General features: G+C 49.3%; 12 protein-coding genes. 8 read left to right on the plus strand and 4 right to left on the minus strand.

Annotation, left to right across the window (positions count from 1 at the left end; translation table 11 throughout):
- Positions 1-12: 12 nt before the first annotated feature.
- Positions 13-954 (plus strand): tyrosine recombinase XerC, encoded by a 942-nt coding sequence (gene xerC, locus H579_RS0122190; protein WP_028302481.1) that lies wholly within the window; start codon positions 13-15, stop codon positions 952-954.
- A 6-nt stretch (positions 955-960) separates the two neighbouring features.
- Positions 961-1,674 (plus strand): HAD family hydrolase, encoded by a 714-nt coding sequence (locus H579_RS27140; protein WP_036567235.1) that lies wholly within the window; start codon positions 961-963, stop codon positions 1,672-1,674.
- Between the two features lie 192 nt (positions 1,675-1,866).
- Here H579_RS27140 and yihA read toward each other — a convergent pair whose 3' ends face one another.
- Positions 1,867-2,532, minus strand: a complete 666-nt coding sequence (gene yihA, locus H579_RS0122200) for a ribosome biogenesis GTP-binding protein YihA/YsxC (protein WP_028302482.1) — start codon at positions 2,530-2,532, stop codon at positions 1,867-1,869.
- Between the two features lie 291 nt (positions 2,533-2,823).
- On the opposite strand from yihA, the gene H579_RS0122205 reads away from it, so the two are divergent.
- The 4 genes from H579_RS0122205 to H579_RS0122220 all read left to right on the plus strand — a co-directional run bounded on the left by H579_RS0122205 (position 2,824) and on the right by H579_RS0122220 (position 6,417).
- Positions 2,824-3,426, plus strand: coding sequence for a c-type cytochrome (locus H579_RS0122205; protein ID WP_028302483.1), 603 nt, complete (start codon positions 2,824-2,826; stop codon positions 3,424-3,426).
- Positions 3,427-3,609: 183 nt separating this feature from the next.
- On the plus strand, positions 3,610-4,248 hold the full coding sequence (locus tag H579_RS0122210; protein WP_245583347.1) for a thiol:disulfide interchange protein DsbA/DsbL: 639 nt from the start codon (positions 3,610-3,612) through the stop codon (positions 4,246-4,248).
- 217 nt (positions 4,249-4,465) lie between these two features.
- The gene (locus H579_RS27145) at positions 4,466-5,023 is read left to right on the plus strand and encodes a TRAP transporter small permease subunit (RefSeq protein ID WP_036567237.1); all 558 of its coding nucleotides are present in this window, start codon (positions 4,466-4,468) and stop codon (positions 5,021-5,023) included.
- The gene (locus H579_RS0122220) at positions 5,023-6,417 is read left to right on the plus strand and encodes a TRAP transporter large permease (protein WP_028302485.1); all 1,395 of its coding nucleotides are present in this window, start codon (positions 5,023-5,025) and stop codon (positions 6,415-6,417) included. The genes H579_RS27145 and H579_RS0122220 overlap by 1 nt, the downstream gene beginning before the upstream one ends.
- Before the next feature lie 129 nt (positions 6,418-6,546).
- Here H579_RS0122220 and H579_RS0122225 read toward each other — a convergent pair whose 3' ends face one another.
- The gene (locus tag H579_RS0122225) at positions 6,547-7,002 is read right to left on the minus strand and encodes a GNAT family N-acetyltransferase (RefSeq protein WP_084624292.1); all 456 of its coding nucleotides are present in this window, start codon (positions 7,000-7,002) and stop codon (positions 6,547-6,549) included.
- Between the two features lie 209 nt (positions 7,003-7,211).
- On the opposite strand from H579_RS0122225, the gene H579_RS0122230 reads away from it, so the two are divergent.
- Positions 7,212-7,700, plus strand: a complete 489-nt coding sequence (locus H579_RS0122230; RefSeq protein WP_028302487.1) for a DUF411 domain-containing protein — start codon at positions 7,212-7,214, stop codon at positions 7,698-7,700.
- Positions 7,701-7,826: 126 nt separating this feature from the next.
- On the opposite strand, the gene ettA is transcribed toward H579_RS0122230, so the two are convergent.
- Both ettA and lpxL read right to left on the minus strand, forming a co-directional pair.
- A complete protein-coding gene (gene ettA, locus H579_RS0122235) occupies positions 7,827-9,488 on the minus strand; it encodes an energy-dependent translational throttle protein EttA (RefSeq protein ID WP_028302488.1) in 1,662 nt (553 codons plus the stop codon).
- 149 nt (positions 9,489-9,637) lie between these two features.
- On the minus strand, positions 9,638-10,549 hold the full coding sequence (lpxL, locus tag H579_RS0122240) for an LpxL/LpxP family Kdo(2)-lipid IV(A) lauroyl/palmitoleoyl acyltransferase (RefSeq protein WP_028302489.1): 912 nt from the start codon (positions 10,547-10,549) through the stop codon (positions 9,638-9,640).
- A 400-nt stretch (positions 10,550-10,949) separates the two neighbouring features.
- Between lpxL and H579_RS28265 the strand changes: the two genes are divergently transcribed.
- Positions 10,950-12,374 carry a cache domain-containing protein gene (locus tag H579_RS28265; protein WP_028302490.1) on the plus strand — a complete coding sequence of 475 codons (1,425 nt, stop codon included), beginning with the start codon at positions 10,950-10,952 and terminating at the stop codon, positions 12,372-12,374.
- Positions 12,375-12,392 lie beyond the last annotated feature (18 nt).

Consider the following 12,392-nt stretch of genomic DNA (forward strand, 5'->3'; position numbering starts at 1 on the left):
CGGTGAGCCTTTATGTCTGTCGAGCTCTTATGGCCCTCCGTTGAGGCGTATCTGCAGGAGCTGGCCCAGCTGCGTCAGGCGTCTGTGCATACTGTCAGTAATTACCAACGGGACCTGCGTCAGTTGGTGCTGTATCTGGAGCACGAGAGTGATGTTGAGCATTGGACGGCGCTAAACCGTCAGCACCTACGTCGCTATCTGGTCTATCGTCATCAAAAGGGGATGGCCCCCCGTTCTCTGCAGCGACAATTGTCCTGTATTCGCGCCTTTCTGTTTTTCCTACAGCAGCAAAATATGATCACCGATAACCCCGCTGACGGCCTTAAAGCCCCCAAATCAGGGCAGCTATTGCCTAAGCCCGTGGATATTGATCAGCTGCACCATGCGTTGGATCATGTCGCAGATAAACAAGATGACGTAGCTGTGAGAGATAAAGCGATACTGGAGTTGTTGTATGCTACGGGGATACGACTGGCAGAGTTGGTCTCTTTGAACCTGGATCAGGTGGATTTCTCACAACGGCAAGTGAGAGTGCTGGGTAAGGGGAATAAGGAACGCATAGTACCTTTTGGCGCTAAGGCTGAAGACGCGTTGCGAGCTTGGCTAAGAGTTCGTTCCTGTTGGTTAACGCCGGTTGATGCTGGCGGGACATTAGAATATTCCGCTCTGTTTTTAGGCGTGCGCGGCAAACGCATTAATCGCGGTACCGTGCAGCAGCGTTTGGCTGAGATCGGTGTTGAACAGGGCATTCAGGATCGTTTGCACCCGCACCGTTTAAGGCATTCCTTTGCCAGTCATCTGTTGGAATCCAGTGGTGATCTCAGAGCCGTACAAGAGCTGATGGGACACGCGGACATTAGCAGCACTCAGATTTATACCCGACTGGATTATCAACATCTGGCTCAGGTTTATGATAAAGCTCATCCCAGAGCAAAACGAAAAAAACAGGGGTAGAACATAATGGCGATTAAAGCAGTAGTATTTGATCTGGACGATACCCTTTGGGATGTGAACCCTGTGATTCGACGGGCGGAGCAGGTGCATTATCAGTGGTTAAACAATCGCGCCCCTAAACTGACCGCACGTTTTACCATCCGTGAGCTAAAGGGCTATCGCATCAGTCTGGCCCAACGTCATCCCGAGTTAAGCCACTTTGTTACCCGCTCCCGTATGAAGGCGCTGCATGAGTGTTTATTGTTGTCCGGTTATAGTGAGAGCGAAACTCAGCAGATCTCAGAACAAGCCTTTGCAGTGTTCTGGCAGGCGCGTAACCAGATTGAGCCTTTCCCTTATGCTATAGAGGCGTTAGAAGGCCTAAAACGGGATTATCTGGTGGGTGCGCTGAGTAACGGTAATGCGGATGTATTCCAGACGCCTCTGGGGGAGTGGTTCGATTTTGCCTTTAGTGCGGAAGGTTTGTCTGTGGCGAAACCAGATGCCCGTGCTTTCCAGGCGGTGTTGGATCACTTGGATTGCCAACCGGATGAGATCGCTTTTGTGGGTGATAACCCCGAGCATGATATTGAAGGTGCGAAAGCGATGGGGATGAAGACCATCTGGGTGCAGGTAAAACCCTGGCTGAAACTAAAGCAGCCGGTGGAGTGTGATCAGCAGGTGGATGATCTCCAGCATCTGCATCAGGCGGTTCGAGCGCTGGATCAGGCTGTGGTTTAATTTCTTTTTATAGCGGGTAGGTTGGAAAAGCCGTAGGCGCCTTCCAACAATGGAGGCGCTGATCGATGTCGGATGACGCTTCGCTTATCCAACCTACTTCTATTACATCAGCATGTTTGTACCAGTCGCTGATATTTTTAACGGAGCTATTGATAACATAGAAGAGGGAGCAAGGCTTAAAATGAAGCCTGACTATCCCTCTTCATCCAGATCATCAAACTCTGCCAGCAGTACCGGATTGGCCAGCCACTGGTCGATCTTCTGGCGCAGCTGATCGACCCCGTCTTTTTTCAGTGATGAGAACATCTGTACGCTGACCAGATCTTCCCACTCTTTAAGAGCATTACGCACACGTATCAGCTCATTTTTGGCCGCACCACGTTTTAGCTTATCGGATTTGGTCAGCAGGATGTGTACGGGCTTACCCACTTCATCGGCCCACTCCAGCATCATCTGGTCAAATTCGGTCAGTGGATGACGGATATCCATCACCAAAACAATACCGCGCAGGCTGTTACGGGCCAGTAGGTATTCCGACAGATGACGCTGCCACTCCAGTTTGACCTTCTCTGGTACCTTGGCGAAGCCATAACCGGGTAGATCCACTAAGCGTTGATCTGTGCCGTTGTGTAGACCAAAAAAGTTGATAAGCTGCGTTCGCCCAGGGGTTTTACTGGTCCGGGCGAGACGGGAGTTGACCGTTAGGGTATTAATCGAACTGGATTTACCCGCATTGGAACGTCCAGCAAAAGCCACCTCGGCACCATCGTCACGGGGACATTGGGCCAAAGTAGGTGCGCTGATCATAAATTTAGCGGTTTGATAGTTAAGCTTGGGCGTTGCACTGGTGTCGGTCATAATTTATTCAACTAATGGGGCAAAAGATCGAATTGTATGGGGCGTTCACGTTTCGCTACGGATTAGTATATAATGCCACCACTTTTTTAATGGTAGTGTACCATCGCGCGCAATCTGGCAGAACCGGAAACCCGATTCTGGGCGTAATAAAGCGATTAGTGTGCAATGCCAGGGCTTTTCCGGCGGGAGCCTCGTCGACGGTTTCGGCTACTGAGGCAATAACAAGGTCTTTCGGTAAGCCTTAAGAAAACAACAGTAATCAATTTTAATATTAGCAAGATTGGATTAGCGATGAAGAAATTACTGGTAGGTCTGACAGTTTCTCTAAGCCTGGTAAGCTTTGCACACGCCGCTGGCAATGCAAGCGCAGGACAAGCAAAAGCTGCAGTATGTGCAGGTTGTCACGGTGTTGAAGGCATTGCGATGATTCCTAATTATCCTAGCCTGGCAGGTCAGCACGAAAGCTTCCTGGCCAAGCAGATTATGGAAATCCGTGACGGTGTACGTAAAGTGCCTGAAATGACAGGTATGGTTGCAAGCTTCTCTGATCAGGATGCTCAAGACGTAGCGGCATACTTCGCTGCCAAGCCTAAGAACCTGGGCCAGGCTGATCCTGCTCTGGTAGCGCGTGGTCAGGAACTGTACCGTGCCGGTGATATGGCTAAAGGCATTCCTGCATGTACCGCTTGTCACTCACCAAATGGTATGGGCAACGCTCAGGCGAAATACCCTGTGCTGAGTGGTCAGAACCCGGCTTACACCGAAGCGGCGCTGAAGAAGTTCCGTTCTGGTGAGCGTGCTAACGATCCAAACAACATGATGCGTGCAATCGCGGCTAAGATGAGCGACAAAGATATCCAGGCCGTATCTAACTACGTGTTTGGCCTGAACTAAGCCGAAGGCTCTGGTTCAACGCATTAAGAAAAGGGGGCCTTTGGGTCCCCTTTTCTGTTTTTATCGGGTATATCGCCGATCTTTTTATTAGCGAACCGAATAGCCCGGGGAACTTTTCCCTTTTTCCGGCGTATTGTTAGTATTAAGCAAATTTCTGTTCGAGAGACACAAGGACTTTTCTATATGTTCATGCGTACGGCAAAACGTATCAGCCAAGTGCTGGTACTGGCCCTGTTCAGCACGTTAGCGCTGGCAGAAGATTTTATTGAAGGTAAGCACTACGTTAAGCTGGCCAGCCCTGTTCCTGTATCCCAGCCGGGTAAAATCGAAGTAGCGGAGCTGTTCTGGTATGGCTGCCCGCACTGTTTTGATTTTGAGCCTTACATTGAGCCATGGAGCCACCAGTTACCGGACGATGTGCGTTTTGAACGCGTACCTGCGACTTTCAGTAAACTGTGGAAAACTCATGCTACGGCGTTCTATGCTGCTCAGGCCCTGGGTATTGGCGAGAAGCTGCACTCAGACTTCTTTAACCGTATTCATCTGAAAAATGAACGTTTATCTGATGATAACAGCATCGCTCAGTTCTTCTCGGAGTATGGTGTGACAGAAGATGAGGCGAAAAAAGCGCTGAAATCCTTTGGTGTGAAATCCAAAGTTCAGCAGGCGGGAGCCCGTGTACGTGGTTATCAATCCATGGGTGTGCCAGGCTTAGTTGTGAATGGTAAGTACCGTATTGATACCGGGAGCGCGCCGGGTGGCTGGCCGGGAATGCTGAAAGTGGCTGAATACCTGATTGAGAAAGAACGTCAGGCTCAGTAATACTACGGATTGCTTTTTAAAGCGATAAAGAAACCGGCAACTAAGCCGGTTTTTTTGTGTCTCAATGGCCGATGAAAACTTTTCTCATATTGGATACTGAAGGTATCATTAGTTCAGCTATTCTAAAGTCTGAGGTTTCCATGGTTTGGAGCCAACGAATTAAGATCTGGGCTAACAACCTGAAATAAAACTCAATAAATAATAAAAGAGGTCAACCATGACAAATGGTTCAGGCACTCTGGGACAGGTCATTAACAAAATTGATGCCCTGACAGAGTTTGTCGGACGCTCGATCGCATGGCTTACCCTAGTCATGATGGTTGTAATGTTCGCCGTTGTTGTACTGCGCTATCTATTTAATATCGGCTTTATTGCCATGCAGGAATCTGTGATGTACCTGCATGCCGCCATCTTTATGATGGCCGCCGGTTATACCCTGAAACACGATGGCCATGTGCGTGTGGATATCTTTTATAGGGAGATGTCTGAGAAAAACAAAGCACTTGTTGATCTGGTGGGTACGGTCTGTTTGCTGGTTCCTGTGATGCTATTCATGGGGTCGATCAGCCTGGACTATGTGATTAACTCCTGGCATGTGATGGAAGGTTCGCCGGAAGCGGGCGGTATTCCTGCTGTATTCCTGTTAAAAACCCTGATCCTCCTGATGGTGGGCTTACTGCTGCTGCAGGGCATCGCAGAAGGTTTACGTAATCTGTTGGTGCTATTAGGTCAGTCTGGTGGTGTAGAGCATCACATCAATGAGGAGAAAGTGTAGTGGTTGAGTTTCTTCCCCTGATTCTGTTTGCTGTTGTATGTGCGGTACTGATGCTGGGTTATCCGGTTGCTTTGTCTCTGGCGGGAACTGCATTGGTTTTTGCCTTTGGCGGGGCCGCCTTCGACGTCTTTGATATGGCCTATCTGCAGGCGTTCCCAAATCGTCTGTATGGCATTATGACCAACCAGACCTTGATTGCCGTACCTCTATTCGTCTTGATGGGGGTATTGCTGGAGAAGTCCAAAGTTGCCGAAACCCTGCTTGATGCGATGGCGCTCTTGTTTGGCTCTATTCGCGGTGGTCTGGGTATCTCCGTAGTCGTAGTGGGTATGCTGCTGGCAGCCAGTACGGGTATTGTGGGGGCGACCGTAGTGACCATGGGCCTGATTTCCCTGCCGACGATGCTAAAGCGAGGTTACTCGCCATCATTGGCGACCGGTGCGATCTGTGCTACGGGTACATTAGGTCAGATTATTCCGCCGTCTATCGCATTGGTTCTGCTGGGTGATGTACTGTCCAGTGCTTATCAGCAGGCGCAGCTGAATATGGGCGTCTTCAGTCCTAAGACTGTTTCTGTGGGTGATCTGTTTGTTGGTGCGATGATTCCAGGCTTGCTACTGGTGCTGGCGTATATTATCTATATGGCGACAGTGGCCTTCCTGAAACCTGAGTCGGCCCCTGCGGTAAGCCGTGAGCAGATCCAGGCCGACCGTCATGTGCAAGAGCCTCTGGCAGTGATCCTGCTGAAAGGCTTAGTGCCTCCAGTGGCTCTTATTGTGGCAGTGCTGGGTTCTATTCTGACCGGTGCGGCAACGCCGACGGAAGCGGCGGGTGTCGGTGCCTTTGGTGCGGCGATTCTGGCTGCGGTACAGCGTCAGCTGAGTATGAAGATGCTGGCTGAGGTGGTGCGTTCCACCACTAACGTTACCGCCATGGTGTTTATGATCCTGATTGGTGCTTCTATCTTCTCTCTGGTATTCCGGGGTTTTGGTGGTGAAGAACTGATCCACCACTGGTTCGAACAGATGCCAGGTGGTGTGGTGGGTGCCATGATCATCGTGATGCTGGTCATGTTCCTGTTGGGCTTTATTCTGGACTTTATCGAGATCACCTTCGTTGTGGTGCCGATTGTTGCGCCGATACTGATGATGATGGGGCTGGACCCCATCTGGTTAGGTATCATGATGGCGATCAACCTGCAGACCTCCTTCCTGACACCACCGTTTGGTTTTGCCCTCTTCTATCTACGAGGGGTTGCGCCACCGTCGGTGCCGACATCGGCGATCTATCGCGGTGTGATTCCGTTTATCCTGATTCAGGTGGGTATGCTGCTGGCGCTGACTATATGGCCTGAACTGGCAACCTGGTTACCAACGGTCGTTTATGGTGAGTAAGCAGCTGTGTTTAGTCACTGAGCCAGAGCGCCCGATAAGAGGGTGTGGATAAGTTATCTTTTTACCGCACTCTTATTTGGCTTGAAAGCAAAACCCCAGTCGTATGGCTGGGGTTTTGCTTTTTTGGGGTTAGCAACCCGTGTGGTATTCGAAGATGTGCTGGCTTTTGCTCTGGCTGAATCCCAGTGCCTGATAAAATAGATGGCTTTCATGACGTTTACTGTTGCAGCGTACTCGCCAGGTACCGATATGCTGTCTGATTGCGTATTCAACAAGCTGCCTGCCGATACCCTGTTGACGTTGTGTGGGGCATACGACTAGGCCTCCTATCTCATAGAAACTGGCTGAAGCCAGGCGTAGTGCTTTAAAGCAGTGAATCCAGCCGATAAGCTGTTCCTGTTGTTCCGCGACATAAACCGCTTCTCGGTCTGATTCGAGCAGGGCGGTGAGTTGTTGTTGAGTGGATGTCATTTCGATCTGACCGTAACCAAGATGCATTGACAGGCCGTTAATTTGTTTCGCGTCACCAAGTACAGCAGGACGAAAAATCAGTGTTGGGTGTGTATCGGGTTTATTGCCTTTCATCGCACTTCTCCATTGTTTCCTTGACCGTACTTTTGACACACTATACCTGCATTGCAGTGAGAGTAAGATTGTCAGGAATATCGAATAGTCTACGGGGTAAATTCCTGCTGGAGCAACTCGGTTAATTACATCACTATAGAAGTTGAACCAATTTTCTGTCTTTGTGATCAAAGTACGAGCACTTAAACCTTCCTCAGCTGGATGACAGAATGAAAAAAATACTGTTAGGTTCATCACTATTGACGCTTTTCTTTACCACGGTTCAATCTGTACAGGCCGCAGATCCGGTTTGGCTGGAAGGTAAAACTGAGCAAAGCTATGAGATTCAGGTTTATCACAGCCCTACTTGTGGCTGTTGCAAAGGCTGGGTGGATCATCTGAAGGATCACAACTTTAAGGTGGAATCCATAGAGATGCATGATGTGACGCCAATTAAGCAAAAGCTTGGCGTTCCCCAACAAGGGGCGTCCTGCCATACCGCTGTAGTGAACGGCAAAGTGATTGAAGGTCATGTGCCTGCGCAGGATATTAAACAGTTATTAAGTGCTGAATCAGATATACGCTTGTTGACCGTGCCAGGTATGCCATCCGGCGGACCGGGTATGGACTATGAGGGTGCCAGAAAAGATGCTTTTAAGGTCTTCGCGGTAACAGAGCAGGGTAAGGTCAGTACGTTTAATAAGTATCAGGACTATTAAAGGGTGACTGAGTGACTGCATAAGTCAGGTTGAACAGGTCAAAAAAGCAAAAAGCACGGGCAGAACCAGCGCTTTTTGTTTGCAGCAGGATTAATCCCGATAACAGTAGTATCGGGATTAATAGCATTAAGCGTCGATACGCTTGTACTTCACACGCTTAGGCACATCGGTGCCGACACGCTTATGGTAGTCTTCTTCATACTCGGTGTAGTTACCGGTGAAGAACTCCACTTTGGAGTCGCCTTCGTACGCCAGGATATGTGTGGCGATACGGTCCAGGAACCAACGATCGTGGGAGATCACGAACGCACAGCCCGGGAAGTTCAGCAGGGCTTCTTCCAGTGCACGCAGGGTTTCAATATCCAAGTCGTTTGACGGTTCATCCAACAGCAGTACGTTAGCGCCCTGCTTCAGGGTTTGCGCCAGGTGCAGACGACCACGCTCACCACCAGACAGGTCTTTTACGAACTTCTGCTGATCGTTGCCTTTAAAGTTAAAACGACCGGCATAGGCACGGGAAGGCACCTGGTAGCTGCCAATCGTCAGAATGTCCTGGCCATCAGAGATCTCTTCCCAAACGGTTTTGGTGCCGTCCAGATTTTCACGGCTCTGATTTACAAACGCCAGCTTAACAGTTTCACCGATTTCAACCGTACCGGAATCCGGTTGCTCTTCACCTGCAATCATCTTGAACAGGGTCGATTTACCGGCACCGTTACCACCGACGATACCCACGATAGCACCCTGAGGGATACTGAAGTCCAGGTTGTCGATCAGCAGCTTGTCGCCAAAGGATTTGGTTACGCCGTTAAAATTAACCACCTTGTCACCCAGACGTGGTCCAGGTGGAATGTAGATCTCGTTGGTTTCGTTACGAGACTGGAAGTCCTGGGACTGCATCTCTTCAAAGCGAGCCAGACGCGCCTTGCTCTTGGCATGACGGCCTTTGGCGTTTGAGCGCACCCACTCCAGCTCAGACTTCATGGACTTCTGACGGGAGGCTTCCTGCTTGGCTTCCTGCTCTAAACGGGCTTCTTTCTGCTCCAACCAGCTGGAGTAGTTGCCTTCCCATGGAATACCGTGACCACGGTCCAGTTCCAGAATCCAACCGGCTACGTTATCCAGGAAGTAACGGTCGTGGGTAATGGCCACTACAGTTCCGCTGTATTCGTGCAGGAAGCGTTCCAGCCAAGCCACGGACTCCGCATCCAGGTGGTTGGTTGGTTCGTCGAGCAGCAGCATATCCGGGCTGGACAGCAGCAGACGACACAGGGCCACACGACGACGCTCACCACCGGACAGATGTTCTACTTTGGCATCCCAGTCTGGCAAGCGCAGCGCTTCAGCGGCTACTTCGAGCTTACGCTCAAGGTTGTGGGCATCAGACGCTTCGATGATGTTTTCCAGACGCGCCTGCTCAGCGGCCAGCTTGTCAAAGTCTGCATCCGGCTCAGCATAAGCGGCATATACCAGATCCAGTTTTGCCTGTGCCTCTTTGATCTCAGACAGGGCTTCTTCAACCACTTCACGCACATTCTTGCTGTTATCCAGCTCAGGTTCCTGTGGCAGGTAGCCGACGTTGATACCCGGCTGTGCACGGGCTTCACCATTATATTCGGTGTCCACACCGGCCATAATGCGAAGTAGGGTGGATTTACCTGCACCGTTCAGACCCAGAACACCAATTTTGGCACCTGGGAAGAAAGACAGGGAGATATCTTTCAGAATTTCACGTTTCGGTGGGACAACTTTACCCACGCGATTCATGGTATAGACAAACTGAGCCATGGCAGCAGTGTGCTCCTAAGAGTTAGCGTTTAAAAATGGATAGCCAGCCGACAAAAAGCAGCTGTATTAAAGATAGGCGTAATCATACATCAGGGGGGGAAGATCACTAAGTGGTGATTGAAGACCACTTAGTGATTTTTGGAATTTTATCAGTACAGGTTAGGCTCGCCTTCCGGACGTGTTTTAAAACGGCGGTGCATCCACATATATTGATCGGGATGCAGACGAATAATCTTTTCCAATACCTCGTTAACCTGAGTGGCATCGGCCAGATCGTCACCAGTTGGATAGTTTTCCAGCGGAGGGAAAAACTCCAGCTGATATTTGTTGTCGGGTGTGCGACTGATACTTACCGGCAGAGGCACACTGCCGGTCATCTTAGCTAAGCGACTGGTGATGCTGACGGTCGCGGCTTCCACGCCAAAGAAAGGTGCAAAAATACTGACCTTGGGGCCAAAATCCTGATCCGGAGTATACCAGAGGATATTGCCTTTTCTCAGGGTGCGAATCGCTTTTTTCAAATCCTTTTTATCGATGGTATCGCGATAGATCTTCTCGCGGCAGCGAGTCATAATATGCTCAAACAATGGATTGTTGTGTTTGCGATAGAAAATATCGATATCGTAAAATAGGCTGCTGACCGCACCTGCTAAGTCCAGAGTACTGACATGAGTACCTAAAATAATGACACCTTTACCGCTATCGATCGCATCCTGCATGTAATGGCCATTTTTCACCACGGTAATATTGCGCAGAATGCTGGCCGGGCGGAACCAGGCCGTAGCGGTTTCAAACAGGCCTATCCCGTTCTGAATAAAGACATCCCGTACCAGCTGTTGTTGTGCCTGTGGGCTGAGCTCAGGGAAGCACAGCTCTATATTGCGTTCAGTAATCTTACGTCGACTCTTGGCAAAGCGACAGATCAATAGACCGACCCAAGCTCCGAGTTTATATTTTACTGACCAGGGCAGATAGGCACAAAGCCAGATGATGGCAAAGCCCAGCCAGGTCGGCCAGAAAACAGGGTGCCAGAAACTTGAGGGATAATTTTTACGGGCCATGGTTATTCCAGGTTAATGCTATGGCCACTATTTTAATCGTCATAACAGTACGAGCAAAGCGCTCGGTCAGAAAAAACGTTATTTTGCTGACAGGAGAAATAGACAAGTAGGCATACTGGATCGCCATGGGCCAGTGACGTCTTATTTGGCTCAGGTAGTCTGGTGACGTAATGCCTGAACTCTCGACGTGTAATGACGTGTAATATTTATTCTCTTGTCAGGTCGCTAAGCTATGTTATGTGATCCAATTCTTCGCCTGTAAAACAGTTGGAGTGATTCAGCTGTTAGAGACACATGTTGTCTGCAGGTAGTATGGCTACTGAGATTCTGATGGACCAGAGAATTTTTGTGGATGTTGGCTGCATAACCTGGCAGGCGACTGTATAAGGTATATAAAACAATGCAAACCTCTATCTCTATCCGTGTCTGGTCCCTATTATTGATGTTTATCCTGGGTCTGGGAGTCAATACTTACCTTGAGCAGGCCAATTCCCGTAAGGAGATTCAGGCCTGCTATGAATCCAATGTTGTTCATATGGTGGATTCTGGAAAAAGCATTCTGAGCTACTACCAACAAAAAGCAGAGCGGGGCGAGCTGCCTGAGCAGGAGGCAAAAGCCCGGGCTTTAGAGGCTATTTCTGCTATTCGCTATGATGGTGGTAACTATATCTTTATGGGCAATGCCGAAGGCGTATCGATCAGCAACGGTATTAAGGAGCTGGAAGGTACTAATATTATGGGAATGCAGGATCCGACTGGTTTGCCATTAGTAAAACGCCTGTATGAAATGGCAGCAGCCGGTGGTGGTTTTGTACATTATCAATGGCCTGATGCTACCAATAAAAGCGAGTTATTACCCAAGACCAGTTATGCCGATCTGTTCGAGCCTTGGCAGTGGACTCTGGGCACCGGGTTGAATATGGAGATGCTGCAACAGGATTTCCTGCGTGCCAAAGAAACCGGTCTAATCAATTTGACATTGGTTGTAATCAGCGTAGGTGTTGTGATTTTCTTCTTTGTGCGCCAATTGATCAGCCAAATGTCTCTGGTTGTTCGTGCGATGTCTCAGCTGGCAAAAGGGGAACATGATCTGCAGTTCCGCTTGAAGCCTAAAGGCAGTAAAGAGCTTATTGAGCTTGCTAATAGCTATAACCAGTTGGTTGAAACTTTGCAGCAACTGGCTCAGAGTGTGTACTCTGATGGTGAACGTTTACGTAAGGCTTCACAAGGTTTAGGTACTACCCAATATTCTGAGTTTCCTGATAAGCCTGCGGAGAATATTCAGGACCTGCTTCATGCTATAAAGCGAATAGCAGATCAGAACGAGCAGTTGCAGCATGCCCATATCAATTTGCGCCAGCTGGCGGAAAAAGACTCCATAACGTCATTACTCTCTATATCTGCCTTTGAGCAACAGGTGGTCTCAGGGTTGCAACAGGTAAATAATAATGTGCCTCATAGCCTCTATCTACTGGCGTTTGATCAGGATCTTGAGTTATCTACTTATGGCGCAGACTTGCTATCAGAACGCTTGAAATCAGTTGCCGCTGAACTGAAACAGCTTTTACCTCTGCATATGCGCATTTGTCGCAGCGGTGATAGCCGTTTTATGTTTTGGGGTACTCACACTGACTTCAGTGAAGGTATGAAGCTGGCGGTTAAGGTTCATCAGAAGCTACAGCAGATGATGCAGGATACTTCGATGAGTTTAGGCATAAGCTCGGTGATTGGCGAAAGCAAGCGTTATGAATTGATGCATAGTGAAGCTGAGCGAGCCTTGCTGCGAGCTCAGGCTGATGGCGGCTCTAAGGTGTATGAATACTAATAATGGCATGTTTTCGTC

This window comes from Oceanospirillum beijerinckii DSM 7166 (assembly GCF_000422425.1).
Taxonomy (GTDB): Bacteria; Pseudomonadota; Gammaproteobacteria; order Pseudomonadales; family Halomonadaceae; genus Oceanospirillum; species Oceanospirillum beijerinckii.